Raw genomic sequence first — 21,941 nt, 5'->3', positions numbered from 1 at the left:
TCGCACCTGCTGCCCTCGCATGGGTCGAAAACGTCGTGTGGGCAGCGTCGAGGCTCTACCAGCGTCGCGGCGCTGGTGCCAGAGCCAGGTGGCGTGGCCGCCCGATCGCTCGGTCGGCCATGTCACTTAGCCTTGTTGAGGGTTGGGGTCATCACACATGGGGATCGTCTGCGGCAAGCGCCGCCGCCGGGCGACGACGATGAATCCAGATCGAAGCGCACACGAAGTACACCAGCGACAGCGGAATCACCAGCCACTTGAAGGTTTCCACGTAGTCGACGACAGCGGCGTTGTCACCGGTCCATGACCACAGTGCCGCCAGGATGATGATCACCAGGCAGGCAAACGAGATCAGGTACAGCGGATCACGACGATTGACCGCGGGCTGCGCCTGGGGCGACTCGCCGGGCAGTTCCGGCGGATCCACCGGGCCATAGGCCTCTTCGTAATAGTCGATACCGGACTCGGTGTTCGCGCCCATCCGGCGGCACAGCAGCGGGTAGAGCAGAAAGCTCAGGGTCCACACCGGGAGAAACACGACAAACAGATGCACCTGGGGCAGGGCAATGAGCACGACGCCGAGGATCACCCCGATGGCCCAGGTCAGCATGGCCGGACGATTGTCCTCGAGCCCCTGATGTTCGCGCCACAGCGGGCGGATCGACAGGCGCGGCAGCAGGAAATGCTCGGCGGCGATGATCGCGCCGATGGGGGCCATCATCATCACGAAGTAGGACAGGACGTTGAGCAGCGAACCGAAGACGAACGGGAAGCAGGCGACGACCGTGGTGGCAGCCCCCACCACCAGGGCAACGTTGAACGGCTTGTGACGATGGAACACCGCCTGGAATGCGAGCCCAGAGCGATAGAGGCTGGGGATCGAAGTGGTCCAGCCGGCGATCACTACCGCCACCAGCCCCATGGCGCCGAGCAGACGGAAGGCGATGGCGCCCGGATCAAGATCGACCATGGCTTCCTTGAGCAGCATCGCCGAGGTGGCGCCAAGGATGCCCGCACAGACCCAGGCCATGAAGTGGCCGATGTACATGCCAGAGGCCGAAAAGTAGCCGTAGGAGGACTTGCGCGCGAAGCGCAGGATGCTCATGTCGCTCATGCCGAGGTGCATCGGCAGGTTGATGCCCCAGGCCCAGGCGGCGATGACCCACATGTTGATGCCAGGCTCGCCTTCGGGAGTAACGCCGGTCCACACCAGTGCACCGAGCACATTGCCCAGGCCATCGATGCCTTGCTCGGCGCCCAGGTGGGTGACGATGGGGATCGACAGGATACCGCTGACCAGGAACATGATCGCCATCCAGGGCGCGCATACGGTGGAAAAGTTGGCGATGCGCTTGAAGCCCTTGAGTGTCAGCCAGACGGTAAAGGCGCCGACCAGCAACGCCAGGATCACGAAGCTGGCACTGGTGGGATAGAGTCCCACCTGGGGCGGAATATCGGTCAGCACCCGGAAGGCCGAGGCCGAGACCGTGATCATGGCGCCGGCGATGACGGCGTAGAAGACACCATTGAGGATGTTGTAGACGGTGGAAATTTTCTTGCCGGCAAGCCGGGCCAGGAACCAGTACACCGTCATGCGGGTGCGGGTAGCCACCGGACTGCAGATCCAGGCCCAGGACAGCACCGCCATGAAATTACCGAGAATCAGGCCCCAGATCAGATCACCGGTGGAAACACCTAAGGTGACCAGCGCTGCGCCGATGACGAATTCGGTGCCGGCCACGTGCTCACCGGAGTAGGCCCCGAGAAAGTACTTGCCGCTCAACTGCCGGCTGGGGGGAATGCGTTGATATTCGAGCTCTTCGCTCTGGGCGTTGTCGTCTGCTGTCGCGGTCGCCTGCGCCCCTGCCGCTTCTGTGCTCATAACGTTGTCCACTTGTTATTGGAGGATCGATGGCCCTTGTGACCGGTTGCAAACGGTCAGGACTCCAACCTCGGCGGTCCATGCTTTTCCATGGCCCGCACCAAATGAAACATACATTCCGAAAGAAAAAACAACAAACCAAACGTTCTATACTTTAGTCGACTCGAACGCCTGATCCGACAAAATTGTAAATAACGTAATCCATGACGACACCTTTAACTGAATTGGCGCACACAAACATCATCTATCCGCCTTAACCACTCGCTCCAGTCCCACGCTTCAACACCTGCCGCGATAGCCAAAAAGAAGGCGCCGGATTCGGCGCCTTGGCAAGCGTGAAACGGCGCAACCGGATAGCATCCGCCCCCGGTACGCCGCAGCATCGCCGACGGGACAGGGCACCAACGCCGAAGCGGGACGCTTGATGCATCGCCAAGGCGACACACGCACCGCTACGGCGTCATACGCAGTCACAGGACCACAGCTACAGCTACAGCGTCGGCATGGTGAAGTGACCGCCGCTATCACGTACCTCGCTGGGCCAGCGCTGGGTGATGGTCTTCATGCGGGTGTAGAAGCGCACGCCGTCGGGGCCATGCATATGCAGCGGGCCGAACAGCGAGCGCTTCCAGCCGCCAAAGCTGTGAAAGGCCATGGGCACCGGGATCGGCACGTTGACGCCGACCATGCCGACCTGAATGCGCTCGCAGTACTGGCGAGCGGCGGCGCCGTCACGGGTAAAGATGGCGGTACCATTGCCGTATTCGTGGTCGTTGACCATGGCCAGGGCGTCTTCGAAGCTGTCGACGCGGGCGATCGCCAGCACCGGGCCAAAGATTTCCTCGCGGTGGATGCGCATGCCCGGCGTGACGTGGTCGAACAGCGACCCCCCGACGAAGAAGCCATTGCCGGCGTTGTCGATAGTCGCCTCGCGTCCGTCCACCACCAGCTCGGCGCCCTCGTCGACGCCGGCCTGGATATAGCCGACCACCTTGTCCAGGTGAGCGCGGGTGACCAGCGGCCCCATGTCGTGGTCGGGTCCCTCCTTGATGCCGGGGCCGACGCTCAGCGTCTGCAGCCGTTCGACCAGCTTGGCGCGCAACCGCTCGGCGGTCTCCTCGCCCACCGGCACCGCCACCGAGATCGCCATGCAGCGCTCGCCGGCGCTGCCGTAGGCCGCGCCCATCAACGCATCCACCGCCTGGTCGAGGTCGGCATCGGGCATCACCACCATGTGGTTCTTGGCGCCGCCCAGCGCCTGAACCCGCTTGCCGTGGGCAGACGCCGTGGCGTAGATGTATTCGGCGATGGGCGTCGAGCCGACGAAGCTGACCGCCTGCACCCGCTCATCGGTGAGCAGCACGTCCACGCTCTCCTTGTCGCCATTGACCACGTTAAACACGCCGTCCGGCAGGCCGGCTTGCTTGAGCAGCTCGGCCAGACGCATCGGCGTGGACGGATCCTTCTCCGATGGCTTCATCACGAAGGTGTTGCCACAGGCCAGCGCCACCGGGAACATCCACATCGGTACCATGGCCGGGAAGTTGAACGGTGAGATGCCGGCGCACACGCCCAGCGGCTGCATCAGCGAGAAGCTGTCGACACCGGTGCCGACGTTGAGGGAATGTTCGCCCTTCTGCAGGTGCGGTATGCCGCAGGCGAATTCCACCACCTCGAGCCCGCGTGTCAGCTCGCCCTTGGCGTCGGAGAACACCTTGCCGTGCTCGGAGGAAATCAGCCGCGCGATCTCGTCGGCGTGCTCTTCCACCAGCGCCTTGAACTTGAACAGAATGCGTGAACGCTTGAGCGGTGACATTTTGGCCCAGCCGGGGAAGGCTTCGTCGGCGACGCGGATGGCGTCACGGGTCTCGTCGGCGCTGGACAGTGCTACCTGACGTGTCACCTCGCCGCTGGCCGGGTCGAAGACCTCGGCAGTGCGGCCACTGTGGCTGGCCTGGGGCTGGCCGGCGATAAAGTTGCCCAGAATGGTCATGCGGTGCTCCTGATACAAAGAGTTATCGAACAGATGACTGAAGACATCGGCACGGGAGGCGCCGTCACGAGGCCAGGGCCAGCCCGGCCTCGTCGCAGCAGCGTGCAAGATGGTCATAGCCCTTGCGGGCATAGGTCAGTGGATGGGCCACGGCGGGATCCTGCTCGGCCTCCACCACCACCCAGCCCTGGTAGTCGTGCGCGCCCAGCCCCTGGAACAACCGGCCATAGTCGATGAAGCCATCGCCGGGCACGGTGAACATGCCGTCCAGTACCCCTTCCAGGAAGCTCCGGTTGCGGTTGCGCACATCGGCCAGCACCTCGGCACGGATATCCTTGCAGTGCACATGGTTGACGCGTGCAGCGTGACGCTCGAGCACGCCGAAGGGATCGCCACCGGCGGCCACCAGGTGGCCGGTGTCCAGCAGCAGGCCCAGCGCCGGCCCGGTGCTCGCCATCAGCCGGTCGATGTCGGCCTCGGATTCCACCAGCGTTCCCAGATGGTGGTGATAGGCGATCTGCACGCCCTCGCGCTGGCAGTGTTCGGCCACCTGGTCAAGGCGCTCGGTAAACAGCGTCCATTCCTCGTCGCTCATGGTGGGGCGATGGCTCAGCGGTACCCCCATCTGTCCATGCACGCAGCGCGAGACCTCGCAGAACACCATGACCCTGGCGCCGAGCGCCTTGAGCAGTTCCAGATGGGGCGTCAGCGCTGCGATCTCCTCCTCGGCGCTGCGGGTCAAAAGCTCGGCGCTGTACCAGCCTGACACCAGCGACAGTTGGTGACGCTCGAGGATCGGCCCCAGGGTGGCGGCGTCGCGGGGGAACTTGTGGCCCAGCTCGAAGCCGTCGAAACCGGCCTCTCGTCCCTCGGCGAGGCAGGTCTCCAGCGGGGTGTCTCCGCCCAGCGAGGGCAGGTCATCATTGGTCCAGGTCAGGGGGTTGATGCCCAGTCTTATGCTCATGGCGTCCTCCGGCGTTCGGTGCTCCAGGCGCCGGCGCGCCTGGAATATTTGGTTGTTGTGGCAGAGCGGACTCGGGCCTAGAGATTTCTGGCCTGACGCGCCTTGTGGGACTGATAGCGCTCGCGGGCGTCCACCACTTCCTGACGCGGCGAGACTTCAGGCACCGCCACGTCCCACCAGGCACCACCTTCCTTGGTGTCGTTGAGGCCATCGGTGTCGATGGCGATCACATAGCTGATGTCGGACGCCTTGGCGCGCTCGAGGGCCTGCTCAAGCTCAGCGATATTGGCGACCTTCTCGCTATTGGCGCCCAGGGCGGCGGCGTGGGCGGCGAAGTCGGTCTTGGGCGCGCCGGCCTCGACGCTCAGGCAGTCCTCCAGCCGGTTGTTGAAGCCGGGGCCGCCGCAGAATTGCTGAAGTCGATGGATGCAGCCATAGCCGCGATTGTCGAGCACCACCGCGATGATCTTGTGCCCCAGCATTACCGAGGTGGCGATCTCCGAGTTCATCATCAGGTAGGAGCCGTCACCGACCATCACGAACACCTCTGAATCGGGCAGCGCCATCTTGGTGCCGAGGCCTCCGGCAAGTTCGTAGCCCATGCAGGAGTAGCCGTATTCCATGTGGTAGCCGCGATCGAAGCGAGTACGCCACAGTTTCTGCAGCTCGCCCGGCAGGCCCCCCGCGGCACACACCACGATGTCGCGTTCGCCGGCGGCGCGGTTGACCGCCCCCACCACCTCGGCGTCACAGGGCAGCCCGGTGCCGCGATCCTGGGTCACCCGTTCCACGGTGGCATTCCAGTCATCGCGCAGCGCGGCCGCCCGCTCGCTCCAGGACGAGGCCGGCCGCCACGGGGCGGTGCCCTGCTCGAGCCCGTCCTTCAGGCTGACAAGGCTCAGGCGGGCATCGCCCACCAGCGGCTGGGCGTAGTGCTTGACCGCATCGAAGGAGGCCACGTTGAGACACAGTATCTTCGCCTCGGGGTTGATCAGCGCCCGGGAGCCAGAGGCGAAATCGCCAAGCCGGGTGCCCACGGCGATGATCAGATCCGCTTCCTGGGCCAAGCTGTTGGCGGCGGCTGAACCGGTCACACCCAGGGTGCCGACGTTGCTGGCATGGTCCCAGGGCAGCGCGCCCTTGCCCGCCTGGGTCTCGGTCACTGGCACCTGGTAGCGGCTGACGAAGGCGTCGAGCTCAGCCAGCGCCTCGGCGTAGTGGACGCCGCCACCGGCCACCAGCAGCGGTCGCTCGGCCGAGCGGATCAAGGCGATGGCATCGTCGAGCTCGCGCGGGTCGGCGGCCTGACGGCGCAGGTGGTGTACCTTCTCGGCAAAGAAATGCTCGGGATAGTCGTAGGCCTCGGTCTGGATGTCCTGGGGCAGCGCCAGGGTCACCGGACCACACTCCACCGGGTCAGTCAGCACTCGCATCGCCTGGGGCAGCGACGTCAGCAGTTGCTCCGGCCGGGTGATGCGATCGAAGAAGCGACTCACCGGCTTGAAGCAGTCGTTGGAGGTCAGGGTGTGGTCGTGGAAGTTCTCGACCTGCTGCAGCACCGGATCGGGCTTGCGCGTGGCGAAGGTGTCGCCCGGCAGCAGCAGTAGCGGCAGTCGATTGACGTGGGCCACCGCCGCCGCGGTTACCATGTTCACCGAACCAGGACCGGCGGAGGCGGTACAGGCCATCACCTGGCGCCGATTGAGCGTCTTGGTGAAGGCAATGGCGGCGTGGCACATGGCCTGCTCGTTGTGGGCGCGGTAGGTCGGCAGCGTCTCACGGGCCTGATACAGCGCCTCGCCGAGGCCGGCCACGTTGCCGTGGCCGAAGATCGCCCAGACGCCGGGAAACAGCGGCTTGATCTGGCCGGCGACGTTCACCTTCTGGGCCTGCATGTAGCGGATCACCGCCTGGGACATGGTCAGTCGAATCGTGGACATGGCAATGCTCTCGGAGATGGCTGCCGGGTCCTGAGGGGACCCGGATTATCGTTATCTTGGTCATGGTCTGGGAGCGCTACCACGCTCACCCCCATTTCGCTCATTCTCGTTCAGACGCTCTGGCGTTCTTTCCAGCAGTCCACCAGTTCGCGGTAATTGGCGACGACATCGTCGATCAGCGCCTGGTCGTCGGCCTCGCCGGCGAGCCAGCGACGGCTGGGCTCGGCAAAGATCGAGCGCCCCACCGCGAAGCCCTTGCACACGTCGAACCCGGCGCTGTCCATGAAGCCCTTCTTGAGCGTCTCGAGGGGCGCATCGAGCCCCAGCATCACCACGCCGCGACAGTGAGGGGCGCGTCGCGCCAGCAGCACGCTGATGCGCTCCCAGGCCGCGGGGGTCTGCGGCGGCAGCTTCCACCAGTCGGGATAGACGCCGAGGTTGTAAAAGCGCTGCATGGCGTTGAGAAAGGTATCGTCATCGCTTTGCTGATCCTTGGGCGGAATGATCTCGAGCAGCAGCTCATGCCCGGTCCTGAGGCAGGCGTCATACAGCTCCACCACTTGGCGCTCCTGGGTGCGGCGCAGGTCGAGCTGGTCCTCCGGGTGGTAGAACACCAGGCACTTGACGATGTGCTCGCGTGGCCAGGCGGCCAGTCGGGCACCGATATTGCGCCCGCCTTCCAGCTCGATGGGACGCGAGCTCGGCAACTCCACCGGGCGGCCAATCCACCAGCCGCGCCCGGTCACGTCATTGAGTGCATCCTGACCGTAGGTGTCGTCGATCAGCACGCCCATCTGGCTGTCACCGATATGTCCGGCGCCCTGCTCCGCCGCCTGCACCAGCAGCCGTTTCAACGTCTTGATCCTTCCGGGGTCGGCGCCGACCTCCCGGGCCATGTCGTAGAATTGCTTGCGATGGTCGAAGGCCAGCACGCACAGATCCGACCACTGCGTCGGGCTACGCTGGGTGGTGACCCGGTGCAGGTGGTTGAGCCGCGTGTCCAGGTCGGGACGCGGGATATCCTCGGCGCGACTCAGGTAGTCGTCGAGTTCCTCGCTGCTGGGAATCGCCGGGGCACAGCCGTGGCGGGAGACCACCAGGGCCCCGCAGGCGTTGGCGTAGGCACAGCTTTGCTCATGACTTTCACCGTTGAGCCAGCCGCGCAGAAAACCGCTGAGGAAGGCGTCACCGGCACCCAGCACATTGAGCACCTCGACACGCACCCCGGTGAATACCTCGAACTCGGACTCGCTGTCGGGAATCTCACCGTCGAGCACGGTGCAGCCCTGCGCGCCCAACTTGAGCACGATGGTGGCATCGCTCAGCTCGCGAATACGCTTGAGCGCGGTGATGGTGTCGGTGCTGCCACCGGCGATGTGGACCTCTTCCTCGGTGCCGACCACCAGGTCCAGGTCCGGCAGAATGGTCTGCAGGTGGGCGCTGACACCATCATCGGAGATAAAGCGGGTCTCGCCGTCGCCCAGCGAGGTCAGGCCCCACAGCACCGGACGATAGTCGATATCGAGAATCACCTTGGTGCCGGCCGCCTTGGCGTATTCGATGGCGGTCTTGCTGGCCTGATAGGTGCCGTCGGTGGAGAAATGGGTACCGGTGATCAACAGCGCCCGACTGGAGGCGATGAACTCGGGATCCATGTCATCGGCACTGATCGCCATGTCGGCGCAATTGTCGCGATAGAAGATCAGCGGAAAGGTGTCCTGATCCTTGATGCCCAGGATCACCAGACCGGTGAGTCGTTCCTGGTCGGTGATGACCTGACTGACGTCCACGCCCACCCGGGCCAGTTCCTCGCGTACGAAGCGCCCCATGTGCTCGTCGCCGACCCGCGTCAACATGGCAGACTTCAGCCCCATGCGAGCGGTACCGTAGGCGATATTGGCCGACGAGCCGCCGAGGTACTTGTTGAAGGACGACATGTCCTCAAGCCGGCTGCCGATCTGTTCGCCGTAGAAATCCACGGCCGCTCGGCCCAGGCAGATTAGGTCCAGCGTCTTGTTGGTGGTCATGGCGTCACCCTGGTGTGGTCACGATAAGCCGTGCTCTGCCCGTGACGGGCGTCCCGACGACTTTGGATTGTTCGTTCTATTTGAATCCATGATAGAACTGATATTCCACTCGTTCAATCTCTGGAACAACCGATTCAGTTCATCTTTGGTCGTAGCAGTGTCCGGGAAGCACGGGAGCCTGCCGTCACGCTCCCGGGGGGCAAGTCGCCCCACCCGGTGGCGCCGGACAGGGCGTGGAGGTAGCGCGGCCAGGACGAGCCTCAGCGTGGGTTGAAGTAGGTATCGACGTAGCGCTGGATCTCCTGGCGCATAAAGCGCGAGGAGTCTTCGGCGCGCTCTTCCCAGGCGAACACACAGGCGGTCATGATGCCGTCGAAGCCGACCTCGGCCAGCGTCTTGAAGAACAGATCCCAGTCGATCTCGCCCTGGCCGATATCCAGATGCTGGTGGATGCGGGCGGTGGAGCCCGGCGGATTGATGATGTAGCGCAGCCCCGACGATCCCCTGTGATTGAAGGTATCCGCCACGTGGACGTGGGCCAGCACCGGGGCGCTGTCACGGATCATCTGCGCCATGTCATCGCCAAAGTGGAAGGTATGGGGTGCGCAGTAGAGAAACTTCACGTTGTCCGAGTCGATAGTACGAATCATGTCCACCGCCGGGTGCAGCGTCTCGACAAAGTCATCCGGGTGTGGCTCGACGTTGAGCTGGATGCCTTCGCGCTCGAAGATCGGTACCAGCTCCTCCATCGAGCGCCACCAGGCGGCCTCGCTGGATTCGGTGGTGGCGCCGCCATGGCAGCAGGCTGAGCAACTGCCACGCTCGGGGTGCGGGCCACGACCGAACTCGGAGTTCATGGTGTCCACCCCCATTTCCACCGCCACCTCGATGGCCTTCTTCCAGTACTTCACCGCCGCCTGGCGCTCGTCCTCGTGGGGACTGGCCCAGCGGAACATCGGCAGCAGCGAGGCGATCTCGACCTCGCTGTCCTTGAGCGCCTGCTTGAAGGAGCGCAGGCGGGACGGGAACACCCGGGGGTGGACGAACCAGTCGAAGAAGTCATCCCGGGGCGACAGCTCGAGATAGTCGTATCCCAGGTCCTTGGCCAGGCGCGGCAGCTTTTCCAGGGGCACGTGGCGATGCATGAAGGGGTCGAGGGCGATTTTCATGGAAGTCTCCTTATCATTGTTCACGCTCAGGTTCAGGACGTTGTCACTGAACCAGGTGGGTGGCGTTCAGCTCGACGCTGGAGGATCGCAGCGTGGTCAACCTAGATGGATGTAGCGGTCACGACGGCGATTCAGGCCACTCCATCGCGGATGACGTCAATGCTGCGCGCGAGGGCATCCGCCGGATCCTCAAGCGCGTGTACCGACTCGGCGAAGGGCTCGAAGGACAGGTAACCGCGATAACCATCGGCGAGCAGGCGACGCACCTGTTCGACGTTGTCGAGGCGATCGCCCTCACCCACCAGCACCCGGTCGCCGTCGAGCATGGCGTCGAAGGTCAGCGTCGGATCCTCGACGCCGGACAGGTGAACCAGGCCGGTGCGCGCGGCGAACAGTGCCGCTTCACCGGCCCCTCGATGGTGAAAGGTGTCGTGCACCAGCGAAAAGCGCGCCGGCTCCGATGGCCCCAGGATGGCGACGGCCTCGTCGATGGCGATCACAGCGTCAGCCTTGAGTCGCAACGACGAGTCAGGAAAGCCCAGTGGCTCGACGAACCCCACGAGCCCATGACGAGCCAGGATTGGTCCCAGCTCCACCAGCGCCTTGGTCACATCGGTGGCTGTTGGTGCATCTTCGGACGCGGCGACCAGCGGACACAGCACCAGACCCCGGGCGCCCGCCGCCGCTGCCCGTTCGGCAAGGTGCTCGGCCTGAACGGCACGCTCCTTGTCCCACACATTGAACGGATACAGCGCATTGACGCTGAGCACGCTCAGACCCAGCTCCCGGGCCAGCTCTCCGGCGGCAACGGCCTGCTCGAGGGTCGCCAGGCTGTTGTCGCCGACATCGTTGCGCAGCTCCACCGCGTCGATGCCGAGCTCGACGGCCAAGCGCATCAGCTGCTCGATGGAGTAGCGAGGACAGACCATATGGTTAAGGGCAAAGTGCAGTGATCGAGATGGCATGGGGCGCTCCCTGAGCCGAGAAGAAGGTGCCGGAAACGTCACATCAGAACTGTTTGCAACCGGTTAGGTCGCACTTTAGAACAAAAATTCCCAAGATCAAATAGAGGGAATGTTTCCTCCTCTGGTGCCTTGGCATTCAGCTGATTGTGGCTTTTTCCCGCTAATCAATCATCTGGGCTCGGCTTCGAGCCCACGAAGACCGACGGCGTGGCCGCAACTTGTCGACCAAAGTACAAGGCGACCCCCCTCCTACAGGGGAACAATGATAGCCTTGGCACTGAATGAAACGTTCCATCCAAACGTTCTATACTAAAGCATAAATGGAATTTTTATTCCCAACCGACTAGGGTGATCCCAGACGACGGCCAACGCTGGGCAACACCCTGCAACCGAGTGAACCGCCATGGCAGAGCTACCTCAGGATTTCAGCGCGCTGGAAGCGCAGATCACCGAGCAGTACCCCGACCTCAGCCGTCGCCTGCAGCAGACGGCGCGTTTTCTGCTCGATCACCCGCAGGAAGTAGCCTTTTCCACCGTGGCGAGGCTGGCCGAGCAGGCGGGCGTCACGCCGTCCACGCTGATTCGCTTTGCCAACAGCCTTGGGTTCAAGGGCTTCTCGGACATGCAGAAGCTGTTTCGCTCACGCCTGGTGGATGAGTTGCCCAACTACTCAGAGCGCATCCACGCGGTGCGCTCCGCCACCGGCGAGACCCCCAGCGGCTCTCAACTGCTGTGGGAATTTGCCGACGCCAACCGGGAAATGCTCGAGCAACTCCCCGGGCGTACCGACCCGCGCCAGCTGGAGAGCGCGCTGGACCTTCTGGAAGGCGCCGAGGCGGTGCACCTGATGGGCATGCGCCGCACCTTCCCGGTGGCAAGCTACCTGCAGTACGCACTCAACCACGTCGACAAACGCTGCTTCTTGATCAATGCCCTGGGCGGTATGCATCAGGAACAGGCACGGGCCATCGGTCCCCGCGACGCCCTGCTGGCGGTGAGCTTCTCGCCCTACGCATCGGAAACCCGCGAAGTAGCCGAACAGACCCGTGATAAAGGCGTGCCGGTGGTTGCCATCACCGATTCCACCCTGAGCCCGCTGGCCCGCGTCGCCGACGTGACCCTGGTGGTACAGGAAGCGGAAGTGAAGAGCTTCCGCGGCCTCACCGCCACCCTGTGCCTGGCCCAGAGCATGGCCATCGCCCTGGGCGTGCGCCAGGACAGCGCCGCCGACAAGGGCTCGTCTCCCGAGGCCCCCGCCTCGGGCTAGCCGCCAGCTCGCCCCTCGACACTCTGGCCCGCCCACGCCCCGCGCCCTGCGCGACCGGGCAGGCCACCAACAGGAGATCCTGTCCATGACATCGCTTCTTGTACGCCCCCAGAGCCCCGACGCCGACGGCAAGGTGCTGGAAGTCACCCCGCAATCCGCTGGCTGGGACCACGTCGGCTTTCGAGTCCACCGGCTGCAAAAGGGCCAGCGTCTGAGCGGCGAGACCGGCTCTCGCGAACACTGCCTGGTGCTGTTGAGCGGACGTGCCACCGTCGCCGGCGCCGGCGAACGCTGGGAGGACATCGGCGAGCGCATGGACATCTTCGACAAGGTGCCACCCTACTCGGTCTACCTGCCCGATGGAGCGGACTTCGAGGTCGAGGCACTGACCGATCTCGAGATCGCGGTGTGCAGCGCACCGGGCCACGGCAACCACAAGGCCAGGCTGATCGCGCCACAGCAGGTCAAGTGCTCCACCCGCGGCGGCGGCACCAACACTCGGCATATCCACGACATCCTGCCGGAGACCGAACCCGCCGACGGCCTGCTGGTGGTCGAGGTCTACACACCGCCAGGCAACTGGTCGAGCTATCCGCCCCACAAGCACGACGTCGACAATCTGCCCGAGGAGTCGATCCTCGAGGAAACCTACTACCACCGGCTGAATCCGAGCCAGGGCTTCGCCTTTCAGCGGGTCTACACCGATGACCGCTCGCTGGACGAGACCATGGCGGTAGACAATGGCTGCTGCGTGATGGTGCCTCGGGGCTACCATCCGGTGGGTGCACCTCACGGCTACGAGCTTTACTACCTCAACGTGATGGCCGGTCCCAAGCGCGAATGGAAGTTCAAGAACGACCCTGAACACGAGTGGATCGTGCAGCGACAGTAACCGTACAAACTCCGCCGATTCCGGCAGCCCAGGTAAGGGCTGGCGTCATCGGCGGACCAAGGAACGTCTCTCTCTTTGCCCCGCCACCGGCGGGGCTTTTTTATGGTGCATCGCTTCCCTTTTCCGCCAGCCGCAGGCATGTCAGCCGCGGACAGGCCATCTTGGCAGCACCCTTGACCAGCATATTCATATCGCTAACGACTGATGGTCTGCTTAAGCGCATCGATCGACGACTGGATACCGGCCTCGGTGGACATGGTGAAGTCCTCCATCTCGAGGCTGACCCAGTCGTTGTAGCCCTGCATCCGCACCACCGAGAAGAACTCCTTCCACCACTGAAGATCATGTCCCGCCCCCACCGCCACATAGTTCCAGGCGCGATTGGCGACGTCGGTGACCTCGGCGAGCTCGAGCAGACCGTTGACATCGGCCAGCCCCCGCTCGATGCGGGTATCCTTGCCGTGGCAGTGGTGGATGGCATCGCCCAGTGCCCTGGCCGCGGCGATCGGGCAGGCCCCCATCCAGAACAGGTGCGAAGGGTCCAGGTTCATGCCGACCTTGGGCCCGACCTCGTCACGCAGGCGAAACAGGGTCTGGGGGTTCCACACCAGCATCGCCGAAAAATTTTCCAGCGCGAATCGCTCGACACCGACCTCATCGGCCAGCCTCACCAGGCCGTGCCAGTAGGGAAAGGCGCAGTCTTCCCACTGGTACCGATCGCGCTCGGGCATCTCATCGGGCCAGCTCCTGGTGTAGACCAGCCAATTGGGCACGCTGTCCCCCGGCGCCGCCGCCGGCAGGCCCGACATGGTGACGATGCGCTCGACCCCGATCTCACCGGCGAGCCGGATGGTCTTTTCGATCTCACCTCGGTGGCGCTCGCCGAGTTCCCCCGGGTCGAGCGGATTGCCGGAACAGTTCAAGGCGGCGATCTTCAGTCCCCGGGCGTCGATCTCCTTCAGGCGTGAGGCCAGCAGGCTTCTATCGGCGAGCAGTTCGTCGGCACGAAAATGTGGCGCCGGCGACCAGCCACCACCGGTCATCTCGATACCTTCCACCCCGAGCGCCACGCACTTGTCGAGCATCTCGGTAAAGCTGAGGTCCGCCATCACATCGGTACAGATGGAGAGCTTCATGGCATTGTCCTTGTCATATGGCTGTGTGGTTTCGCCGTTGCTTGGGTGGACGCATCGGCGGCGGCGCGGGCACAAAGGGCTCTTCCGACGGCGACCTATGCCAACACCTCAAGAGGGTCAACACCGTCATCCGACCCGATGCAACCGGTTGCAAATAGGCCAGCACGAGCCTAGTATGGAATGAAAAATTCCGTCAAGGAGCATCGATGAATATTCGTTCCGATCGCGACCAAGGTCGCAAGGTGACCTCCGCCCAGGTGGCCGAACGGGCCGGTGTCTCCAAGTGGACGGTGTCGCGGGCCTTCACTCCCGGCGCCTCGATCTCAGAGAATGCCCGACAGCGCGTGATGGAGGCCGCCGAAGCCCTGGGCTATCGCCCCAACCTGCTGGCACGAAGCCTGACCACAAGACGCACTCAACTGATCGGCGTCGTCGTCGATCAATTCGCCAACCCGCATACCCAGGCGATGCTGAATGCCGCCACCCTGGCGCTGCAACAGCGGGGCCAGCTGTCGATACTCTTGAATATTTCACCACCGGTGCGCTCCGGTGAGCTGCTCGATATCGCCGAGCGCTTCCAGGTCGACGGGCTGTTGTTTCTCGGCACGGTGCTGAGCGAGGACATCGTGCGCTTTGCCACAGAGCGCCAGCACGTGCCACTGGTGCAGCTGTTTCGTACCACCGAGGTGGACGGGGTGCAGATCGTGGCAATTCAGGAGCATGCGGCTGGCGCCGAAATCGCCCGGCTGCTGCTCGGCGAAGGTCATCGTCGGCTGGGCTATCTGGCCGGCCCCGACAGCGGCAGATCACGACTGCCCCGTCTCGACGGCTATCGCCAGACGCTTGAGGATCACGGCCTGACCCTGGCAGCCACGCTGGCTGCCACGGATTATCGCCACGCCCTGGGGTATCAGGCGATGCACGACTACCTGCAAAGGACACCGGCGGCACAGCGCCTGGATGCGCTGTTCTGCGAAAACGACATCCTTGCCATCGGCGCCCTCGATGCCCTGCACCAGGCCGGCCTCGACGGACAGCTGGCGATCGTCGGCTTCGACGATATCGAGCTGGCCGCCTCACCGCGCTACCGTCTGACAAGCTACCAGCCGAACCTCGATGCGGTGGTGGACAGCGCCATCACACACCTGCTAGATCGACGTATCCCAGGTGACCCAACGCTGCTCCCAGGCCGGCTGGTGGTGCGTGACTCTCATCGCGCCAACCCAGAGCCTCCTCCCGCAGGCCCGTCACGATAAACCGCGCTGACGTGCTCGTGCATGAACAAGGATCCATACTGGAACCCGCTATACTAGATTGAAGGCAATAGCAGTCCTCGGCCCCAGCCGCACAAGCCATAAAGGGCGGACTAGCGACGCGGCGCAACGGCAGGAACTCGAATGGCACAGACGATAAAGCTCAATGACGACGAACTACTGGCGGCCGCCAAGGAGAGCAAGGATCTGTTTTCCCGCTCCCTTAACGGCCAGATAGAGTACTGGGCTCGGCTTGGTCGCTTCGTCGAAGAGTCCGGCCTGTTCGACCTGCAGCGGGTGAACCTGGCGCTTCAGGGCAAGCTGGCGGTGGATGAACTATCGCTTCCCGAGCAGCATGCTCACGCCCAGATGTTGTGGCACGCCCTGGAGACTCTCGATGGTACAGACGACACCTTGCTCAAGGATATCGAAGGTGCCGGAGCGGACATCCATGGGCTGGATGACCAACAGCAATTGACCAGCCATCGTGGTCGCGGGGCACGCGATAACTCATGAGGGGCCACCCGCCCCCTATTCTGCACCTGCTGGCCGGGATCAATGGCGCCGGCAAGGCCACCTTTTCTACCGCCAGATCAAGCCCCGTGCGGACGTGCCCTTCATCAACGCCGACGAAATTCAGCGACACCGCTGGCCTGACGAAATCGACAATCCCCAGCGATCCTACGAAGCCGCGACTATTGCCGCCACACAGCGCGAAACCATGATCCGCCAAGGCAGATCCTTCGCCACCGAGACGGTCTTTTCGCACCCTTCCAAACTCGAACTGATTCGCCAGGCGCAACACCAGGGGTTCATGGTGGCGCTCTACCATATCCATGTGGCCACCCCTGAGCTCGCCGCCATGCGCGTAGAGACGCGCCGGCAGCTAGGTGGACACGATGTCCCCGTCGACAAGCTCTACTCGCGCTTTCCAAGGACGCTGACCTACCTTCGCGAGGCGGTCAGGCTCGCCGAGCGCGCGCTGGTCTTCGACAACTCACGTATCGGGAAGACCCATCGCCACCTGTTGAGCCTGAGCCACGGGCTAGTGACGCGGCTCAGCGAGGACTTGCCCGACTGGGCACTCGCCCAGTACGGGCCGGAGATTCGACGCTATCGCGGGGAAACATAACCAACACCCAAACATGGATTCGCGCCTCCCCTCTATCTCTTTACACCTCCTCGACGTAGACCGTGCGCCCCTCGCGACGTGAGATATCCGCCGCCTCGGCCAACCGCAACGCCTCGACGCCATCGGTGATACCGGCGCGGGGCGCGCGGCCTTCCCGCCAGCTCTGGTAGAAGTCGTCAAGCTCGCGGCGATAGGCCTCGGCGTAGCGCTCGAGGAAGAACCAGCGCGGCGCTTCCTCCAGTTGGCCCTGCTTGCCGACGAACTTGAGTCGGGTGTCGCACTCGTTCTGGGCCTGCAACATGCCGTCACTGCCGAAGGCCTCGATGCGCTGGTCGTAGCCGTATACCGCACGCCGAGAATTGCTGATGGTGCACAAGCGCCCCGAGGCCGTCTTCATCACCACCACCGCGCTGTCCACGTCGCCGGCCTCGCCGATGGCCGGGTCCACCAGACAACTGCCGCTGGCGTGGACGCTGACGATGGGCTCATCGAGCAGCCAGCGGGCCATATCAAAGTCGTGGATCATCATGTCGCGGAACAGCCCACCTGACCCTTTGACGTACTCGAGGGGTGGCGGCTCGGGATCGCGACTGGTGATCGCCAGCGTCTCCAGCTTGCCGATGCGGCCCTGCCCCAATTGATCCTTGAGCGCCGAGAACTGCGGGTCATGGCGACGATTGAAGGCCAAGGCGCAGAGGCTTTGCGCCACACGCTCGGCGGTCGCCCGTGAAGCCGCCAGGTCCAGGGCGATGGGCTTCTCGCACAGCATTGCCTTGCCCGCCGATGCGGCGCGCTCCAGGTAGTCGATATGGGTCGCGGTGCTGGAAGCGATCAGCACGGCGTCGATCTCAGGGTCCTCGAACACGTCATCGATGTCCCGAGCCCGGGAGCCGAAGTCCCGCGCCAGGGTCTCGGCGGCCTCGGGGTAGGCATCCACTACCGCCGCCAACGTGACCTCGGGATGGGCGGCGATGGACAGTGCGTGCACCCTGCCGATCCTTCCTGCTCCGATCAATGCCAGTTTCATCGTCTGCTCCTTGTATCCATGTGCATTGCCGCGAAGGGGTATGCCTTGGTGGCTTTCAGGCGAACGGGATTACCACGATCCATCGTCGATCGACAGCGAGACCCCAAGCCTGTTGCCCAGCCTACGCAAAAAGGAACAAACATTCCGCATAGACCAAAGTATAGAATTTTTGAATTGTTAATTTCTCCCTTGGAATCTACATTTCATAACACGACGAATCGAAACATCCGTCCGCGAGTTCGAAACACGTCAATCAACACTGCGGACGTCTCCGCCCCTACAACAAGACGACCCTCACAAGGAGTCACCATGAGCACCACCGCCTCTCCCACCAGCCAAGATAAGGACGAGCGTCTTGCCCACGTCAGTCCGCTGAAGAAAGCCCTGCACCGACCGGAGTTCGGCTCCGTCGCCGGCGCCCTGCTGGTCATCGTGTTCTTCGCCCTGGTGGCCTCGGGCACCGGCATGTTCTCCGGCGCCGGGGTGATCAACTTCCTCGAAGTCTCTGCCCAGCTCGGCATCCTGGCCGTGGCGGCGGCGCTGTTGATGATCGGTGGCGAGTTCGACCTGTCGATCGGTTCGATGATCGGCTTCGCCGGCATGTTGATCGCCATCCCCGCGGTGCAGTACGGCTGGCCCATCTGGGCGGCGCTGTCCTTCGCCTTCGGCTGCGCCCTGGCGATCGGCGCCCTGAACGGCTGGCTGGTGGTCAAGACCGGACTGCCATCCTTTATCGTCACCCTGGGCTTTCTGTTCATCCTGCGCGGGGTGGCTATCGGCATTCCCCGTCTGATGGCGGATCGCACCCAGATCGGCGGGGTCCATGACGTCATCGGCAACGACTGGTTCGCGGCGCTGTTCAGCGGAGAGGTCGGCGAGGGCTTCTTCCTCTGGCTATCCGAGATCGGCGTGATCGGTACCAACTTCGCCGGCAATCCCACCGTCAGCGGCATCCCGGTCTCCATCGTGTGGTGGCTCGGCCTGACCGCGCTGGCCACCTGGGTGTTGCTGTTCACCCGCTTCGGCAACTGGATCTTCGCCTGCGGCGGCGACAAGGAAGCGGCACGCAACGTCGGTGTCCCGGTCAATCTGGTCAAGATCGTGCTGTTCATGTTCACCGCCTTCGCCGCCTGCGTGTTCGCCGCCCTGCAGGTGATGGACACCGGCTCGGCCGACTCCATCCGCGGCATCCTCAAGGAGCTCGAGGCGATCATCGCGGTGGTCATCGGCGGCGCCCTGCTCACCGGTGGCTATGGCTCCGCCATCGGCGCCAGCTTCGGTGCGCTGATCTTCGGCATGGTGCAGATGGGTATCTTCTATACCGGCGTCAACACCGACTGGTTCCAGGTATTCCTCGGCGCGATGCTGCTGATCGCGGTGCTGTTCAACAACTACGTGCGTCGCAAGGCGCTGGAGGCCAAGTAATGAACGCTCCCGTCCCGATGATCGAAATGCGCGACGTAGCCAAGCACTTCGGCAGCGTGATCGCCCTGAGCGGCATCTCCATGAAGGTTCACTCCGGCGAGGTCATGTGCCTGCTGGGTGACAACGGCGCCGGCAAGTCGACCCTGATCAAGACCCTCTCGGGGGTCCACGTACCGACCCACGGCGAGTTCCTGGTCGACGGCAAGGAGGCCCACTTCAGCTCGCCCTCGGATGCCCTCGACGCCGGCATCGCCACGGTCTTCCAGGATCTGGCGATGATCCCGCTGATGTCGATCACCCGAAACTTCTTCATGGGCCGCGAACCTACCAGGGGCTGGGGACCGACCCGTCGCGTCGACTGGACGTTCGCTGACCGCGTCGCCAAGGAAGAGATGGCCAAGATCGGTATCGATGTGCGCGATCCGGCTCAGCCGGTCGGCACCCTTTCCGGTGGCGAGCGCCAGTGCGTAGCCATCGCCCGGGCGGTGTACTTCGGCGCCAAGGTGCTGATCCTCGACGAGCCCACCTCGGCGCTCGGGGTCAAGCAGGCCTCGGTGGTGCTGCGCTACATCGCCAAGGCCCGCGCCGATGGTCTGGCGGTCATCTTCATCACCCACAACGTGCACCACGCCTATCCGGTGGGTGACGCCTTCACCATCCTCAAGCGCGGCTCCAGCTTCGGCACCTTCCGCAAGGATGAGGTCAGCCGTGAGGAAGTGCTCAACATGATGGCCGGTGGCGCCGAGCTCGAGAGCCTGGACGCCGAGCTTGCCGAATTTCAGCGCGCCGATGGCAACGCGAGCGGCAACGGCCAGGCTGCCTGAACAGGGAGAGTTTCCATGCAAGATCGTTCATTCAAAGGTCAGGTGGCCATCGTCACCGGTTCCACCCAGGGACTGGGCGAGGCGGTGGCTCGCCACCTGCTGGGTCGTGGCCTGTCCGGCCTGGTCATCTGCGGGCGCCAGCGGGACAAGGGTGAAGCCCTGGCTCGCGAGCTTGAGGGTCTGGGTGAGGACGCCAAGGTGCTGTTCGTGCCCACCGACATGACCCGGGTCGACGACTGCCGCCGGCTGGTGGCCCAAGCCGACGAGGCCTTCGGGCGCATCGACATGCTGATCAACTGCGCCGGCAACACCGAGCGCGGCACCCTGCTCGACACCGACGAGGCCGCCTACGACAGACTGTTCGCGGTCAACACCAAGGCGCCCTTCTTCCTGATGCAGGAAGCTGCGCGGCGAATGATCCGCGATGGTATCGAAGGCCGCGTGGTCAATATCCTCAGCATGTCCGGCCACGGCGGCCAGCCCTTCATCTGCGCCTACAGCGGCAGCAAGGGGGCGCTGGCCACCCTGACCCGCAACGCCGCCTACTCGCTGCTGCGCAATCGCATCCGCGTCAACGGCCTCAACATCGGCTGGATGAACACCCCGGGCGAACACCGCATCCAGACGGATACCCACGGTGCCGAGGATAACTGGCTGGAAGCCGCCGCCCGTGCGCAGCCCATGGGGCGCCTGCTGGAACCTGAGGAGGTCGCCAGCGCGGTGGCCTTCCTGGCCAGCGACGCCTCGGGAATGATGACCGGGACCATCGTCGACATGGACCAGAGCGTGCTGGGCTGTCACGACAGCGCGCCGCAGCCGCCCGCCGCCATGCGCTGGCCTGACTGAGGAGGACAGACGATGGAGCATTTCATCGATCAAACCCAGCTTGATGTGGCCGCCTTCGAGGCCCTGGTCCAATCGACGACCAATGCCGAAGAACTGCCCCAGGCCGAGCGCATCGTCTCCGGCATCCCACTCTACCGCGCAAGCCATGCCCTTGACTGTCTCGCCGACCCGCAGCGGCGGCGCACGCTGCTTGACGAGTGGCATCACTGCCTGCTGGACGGTCCCGGGGTGCTGGCGATCACCGGAATGATGGAGCGGACCACGGTGGACCGCGCCAGCGAGAGCTTTCTTGCGCTGATCGAAGCTGAACGGGGACACGGCCAGCAGGGCGACCATTTTGCTGCGCCGGGTGCCAATGATCGCCTGTGGAATGCCTTCCAGAAACATGGCGAGGCCGACCCGGACGGTTTCGTCGACTACTACGCCAACCCGGTGCTGGCACTTGTAGCCGAGGCCTGGCTTGGCCCGGGCTACCAGATCACCTCCCAGGTCAATGTGGTTAAACCGGGCGGGCGCGCTCAGTTGCCTCATCGCGACTATCACCTGGGTTTTCTGAGCGAGGCACAGGCGCTGGGCTACCCCCTGTCATTGCAGGTCGCCTCACAACACCTGACGCTGCAGGGCGCCGTGGCCCACGACGACATGCCGCTGGAAAGCGGACCAACCCAGTTGTTGCCTCACTCCCAGCGCTACCCAGAAGGCTATCTGGCCTACCGCGACCCGGCCTTCCAGCAGGTGTTCGCCCGCCATCGCGTTCAGCTACCGCTGACCAGGGGCGACGGCCTGTTCTTCAACCCGGCGCTGTTTCACGCCGCGGGCGACAACGACAGCCAGGACCTGCGGCGCATGGCCAACCTGCTGCAGATCTCCTCGGCCTTTGGCCGTGCCATGGAGAGCGTCGACAACACACGCCTGGTGCGCGCCGGCTTTCCCGCGCTAAAGGCCCGCTTTCAGCGCGATGGCTGGACAGCGGCGATCCGCGCAGGTGTGACCGCCCTGGCCGAGGCCTACCCGTTCCCGGCCAATCTTGATCGCACCCCGCCCCAGGGCGGGTTGGCTCCCCAGAGCCAATGCGAGTTGCTGACTCAAGCCCTGGACGAAGACTGGGACGCCGACCGCCTGGACCTGGCACTCGACCGGATGGCGCAGGACCGACGCGCCTGAATCGCTGCATCAACGTGACACCCCTGAGCACGATC

18 protein-coding genes are annotated in these 21,941 nt (G+C 64.1%); 9 read left to right on the top strand and 9 right to left on the bottom strand.

The window, feature by feature from the left end; translation table 11 throughout:
- Window positions 1–151: 151 nt before the first annotated feature.
- The 7 genes from NFG57_RS00905 to NFG57_RS00875 all read right to left on the bottom strand — a co-directional run bounded on the left by NFG57_RS00905 (window position 152) and on the right by NFG57_RS00875 (window position 10,940).
- Window positions 152–1,882 carry a hypothetical protein gene (locus NFG57_RS00905; RefSeq protein WP_108131839.1) on the bottom strand — a complete coding sequence of 577 codons (1,731 nt, stop codon included), beginning with the start codon at window positions 1,880–1,882 and terminating at the stop codon, window positions 152–154.
- Window positions 1,883–2,372: 490 nt separating this feature from the next.
- The gene (locus NFG57_RS00900) at window positions 2,373–3,875 is read right to left on the bottom strand and encodes a CoA-acylating methylmalonate-semialdehyde dehydrogenase (protein ID WP_045993158.1); all 1,503 of its coding nucleotides are present in this window, start codon (window positions 3,873–3,875) and stop codon (window positions 2,373–2,375) included.
- A gap of 64 nt (window positions 3,876–3,939) precedes the next feature.
- Window positions 3,940–4,839, bottom strand: a complete 900-nt coding sequence (gene iolE / locus NFG57_RS00895) for a myo-inosose-2 dehydratase (RefSeq protein WP_348815156.1) — start codon at window positions 4,837–4,839, stop codon at window positions 3,940–3,942.
- A gap of 77 nt (window positions 4,840–4,916) precedes the next feature.
- Complete coding sequence (gene iolD / locus NFG57_RS00890; RefSeq protein WP_348815155.1) at window positions 4,917–6,779, bottom strand: 3D-(3,5/4)-trihydroxycyclohexane-1,2-dione acylhydrolase (decyclizing); 1,863 nt, start codon at window positions 6,777–6,779, stop codon at window positions 4,917–4,919.
- A gap of 110 nt (window positions 6,780–6,889) precedes the next feature.
- The gene (iolC, locus tag NFG57_RS00885) at window positions 6,890–8,806 is read right to left on the bottom strand and encodes a 5-dehydro-2-deoxygluconokinase (protein WP_108449516.1); all 1,917 of its coding nucleotides are present in this window, start codon (window positions 8,804–8,806) and stop codon (window positions 6,890–6,892) included.
- 260 nt (window positions 8,807–9,066) lie between these two features.
- Window positions 9,067–9,975: a sugar phosphate isomerase/epimerase gene (locus NFG57_RS00880; protein ID WP_124805068.1), complete on the bottom strand. Its 909-nt coding sequence runs from the start codon at window positions 9,973–9,975 to the stop codon at window positions 9,067–9,069.
- Between the two features lie 131 nt (window positions 9,976–10,106).
- The gene (locus tag NFG57_RS00875) at window positions 10,107–10,940 is read right to left on the bottom strand and encodes a TIM barrel protein (protein WP_348815154.1); all 834 of its coding nucleotides are present in this window, start codon (window positions 10,938–10,940) and stop codon (window positions 10,107–10,109) included.
- 403 nt (window positions 10,941–11,343) lie between these two features.
- Here NFG57_RS00875 and NFG57_RS00870 point away from each other — a divergent pair, with 403 nt between their 5' ends.
- Both NFG57_RS00870 and iolB read left to right on the top strand, forming a co-directional pair.
- Window positions 11,344–12,207, top strand: coding sequence for a MurR/RpiR family transcriptional regulator (locus NFG57_RS00870; protein WP_045993152.1), 864 nt, complete (start codon window positions 11,344–11,346; stop codon window positions 12,205–12,207).
- Window positions 12,208–12,292: 85 nt separating this feature from the next.
- A complete protein-coding gene (gene iolB / locus NFG57_RS00865; protein WP_348815153.1) occupies window positions 12,293–13,099 on the top strand; it encodes a 5-deoxy-glucuronate isomerase in 807 nt (268 codons plus the stop codon).
- A gap of 194 nt (window positions 13,100–13,293) precedes the next feature.
- Here the strand turns inward: iolB and NFG57_RS00860 are convergent, their stop codons facing one another.
- Window positions 13,294–14,235 (bottom strand): sugar phosphate isomerase/epimerase, encoded by a 942-nt coding sequence (locus tag NFG57_RS00860; RefSeq protein ID WP_348815152.1) that lies wholly within the window; start codon window positions 14,233–14,235, stop codon window positions 13,294–13,296.
- Window positions 14,236–14,441: 206 nt separating this feature from the next.
- Here NFG57_RS00860 and NFG57_RS00855 point away from each other — a divergent pair, with 206 nt between their 5' ends.
- From NFG57_RS00855 to NFG57_RS00845, 3 genes are all read left to right on the top strand, one after another.
- Window positions 14,442–15,491, top strand: a complete 1,050-nt coding sequence (locus tag NFG57_RS00855) for a LacI family DNA-binding transcriptional regulator (RefSeq protein ID WP_348815151.1) — start codon at window positions 14,442–14,444, stop codon at window positions 15,489–15,491.
- 141 nt (window positions 15,492–15,632) lie between these two features.
- Complete coding sequence (locus NFG57_RS00850) at window positions 15,633–16,004, top strand: hypothetical protein (RefSeq protein ID WP_287163560.1); 372 nt, start codon at window positions 15,633–15,635, stop codon at window positions 16,002–16,004.
- Between the two features lie 94 nt (window positions 16,005–16,098).
- Window positions 16,099–16,620 carry a zeta toxin family protein gene (locus tag NFG57_RS00845; RefSeq protein WP_348815150.1) on the top strand — a complete coding sequence of 174 codons (522 nt, stop codon included), beginning with the start codon at window positions 16,099–16,101 and terminating at the stop codon, window positions 16,618–16,620.
- A gap of 40 nt (window positions 16,621–16,660) precedes the next feature.
- Here the strand turns inward: NFG57_RS00845 and iolG are convergent, their stop codons facing one another.
- Window positions 16,661–17,647: an inositol 2-dehydrogenase gene (gene iolG, locus NFG57_RS00840; protein ID WP_045993148.1), complete on the bottom strand. Its 987-nt coding sequence runs from the start codon at window positions 17,645–17,647 to the stop codon at window positions 16,661–16,663.
- A 309-nt stretch (window positions 17,648–17,956) separates the two neighbouring features.
- Between iolG and NFG57_RS00835 the strand changes: the two genes are divergently transcribed.
- Genes NFG57_RS00835 through NFG57_RS00820 form a run of 4 tightly spaced genes read left to right on the top strand, consistent with a single transcriptional unit; the run spans window position 17,957 to window position 21,906 of the window.
- Window positions 17,957–19,072: an ABC transporter permease gene (locus NFG57_RS00835; protein ID WP_045993147.1), complete on the top strand. Its 1,116-nt coding sequence runs from the start codon at window positions 17,957–17,959 to the stop codon at window positions 19,070–19,072.
- A complete protein-coding gene (locus NFG57_RS00830; protein WP_108131847.1) occupies window positions 19,072–19,896 on the top strand; it encodes an ATP-binding cassette domain-containing protein in 825 nt (274 codons plus the stop codon). The genes NFG57_RS00835 and NFG57_RS00830 overlap by 1 nt, the downstream gene beginning before the upstream one ends.
- A gap of 15 nt (window positions 19,897–19,911) precedes the next feature.
- Window positions 19,912–20,742 (top strand): SDR family oxidoreductase, encoded by an 831-nt coding sequence (locus tag NFG57_RS00825; RefSeq protein WP_045993145.1) that lies wholly within the window; start codon window positions 19,912–19,914, stop codon window positions 20,740–20,742.
- Window positions 20,743–20,754: 12 nt separating this feature from the next.
- Window positions 20,755–21,906 (top strand): phytanoyl-CoA dioxygenase family protein, encoded by a 1,152-nt coding sequence (locus NFG57_RS00820; RefSeq protein ID WP_348815149.1) that lies wholly within the window; start codon window positions 20,755–20,757, stop codon window positions 21,904–21,906.
- Window positions 21,907–21,941 lie beyond the last annotated feature (35 nt).

Source organism: Halomonas sp. H10-59 (genome assembly GCF_040070555.1).
Taxonomy (GTDB): domain Bacteria; phylum Pseudomonadota; class Gammaproteobacteria; order Pseudomonadales; family Halomonadaceae; genus Halomonas; species Halomonas litopenaei.
This window is presented reverse-complemented; position numbering and strand designations above follow the sequence as displayed.

Bases quoted from the DNA above. Each gene is read 5' to 3' on its own strand.
- NFG57_RS00825 (WP_045993145.1), top strand. From the start codon at position 19,912: ATGCAAGATCGTTCATTCAAAGGTCAGGTGGCCATCGTCACCGGTTCC.
- iolG (WP_045993148.1), bottom strand. From the start codon at position 17,647: ATGAAACTGGCATTGATCGGAGCAGGAAGGATCGGCAGGGTGCACGCA.
- iolD (WP_348815155.1), bottom strand. From the start codon at position 6,779: ATGTCCACGATTCGACTGACCATGTCCCAGGCGGTGATCCGCTACATG.
- NFG57_RS00855 (WP_348815151.1), top strand. From the start codon at position 14,442: ATGAATATTCGTTCCGATCGCGACCAAGGTCGCAAGGTGACCTCCGCC.
- NFG57_RS00835 (WP_045993147.1), top strand. From the start codon at position 17,957: ATGAGCACCACCGCCTCTCCCACCAGCCAAGATAAGGACGAGCGTCTT.
- iolB (WP_348815153.1), top strand. From the start codon at position 12,293: ATGACATCGCTTCTTGTACGCCCCCAGAGCCCCGACGCCGACGGCAAG.
- NFG57_RS00850 (WP_287163560.1), top strand. From the start codon at position 15,633: ATGGCACAGACGATAAAGCTCAATGACGACGAACTACTGGCGGCCGCC.
- NFG57_RS00830 (WP_108131847.1), top strand. From the start codon at position 19,072: ATGAACGCTCCCGTCCCGATGATCGAAATGCGCGACGTAGCCAAGCAC.
- NFG57_RS00860 (WP_348815152.1), bottom strand. From the start codon at position 14,235: ATGAAGCTCTCCATCTGTACCGATGTGATGGCGGACCTCAGCTTTACC.
- NFG57_RS00880 (WP_124805068.1), bottom strand. From the start codon at position 9,975: ATGAAAATCGCCCTCGACCCCTTCATGCATCGCCACGTGCCCCTGGAA.
- iolE (WP_348815156.1), bottom strand. From the start codon at position 4,839: ATGAGCATAAGACTGGGCATCAACCCCCTGACCTGGACCAATGATGAC.
- NFG57_RS00900 (WP_045993158.1), bottom strand. From the start codon at position 3,875: ATGACCATTCTGGGCAACTTTATCGCCGGCCAGCCCCAGGCCAGCCAC.
- NFG57_RS00870 (WP_045993152.1), top strand. From the start codon at position 11,344: ATGGCAGAGCTACCTCAGGATTTCAGCGCGCTGGAAGCGCAGATCACC.
- NFG57_RS00875 (WP_348815154.1), bottom strand. From the start codon at position 10,940: ATGCCATCTCGATCACTGCACTTTGCCCTTAACCATATGGTCTGTCCT.
- NFG57_RS00905 (WP_108131839.1), bottom strand. From the start codon at position 1,882: ATGAGCACAGAAGCGGCAGGGGCGCAGGCGACCGCGACAGCAGACGAC.
- NFG57_RS00820 (WP_348815149.1), top strand. From the start codon at position 20,755: ATGGAGCATTTCATCGATCAAACCCAGCTTGATGTGGCCGCCTTCGAG.
- iolC (WP_108449516.1), bottom strand. From the start codon at position 8,806: ATGACCACCAACAAGACGCTGGACCTAATCTGCCTGGGCCGAGCGGCC.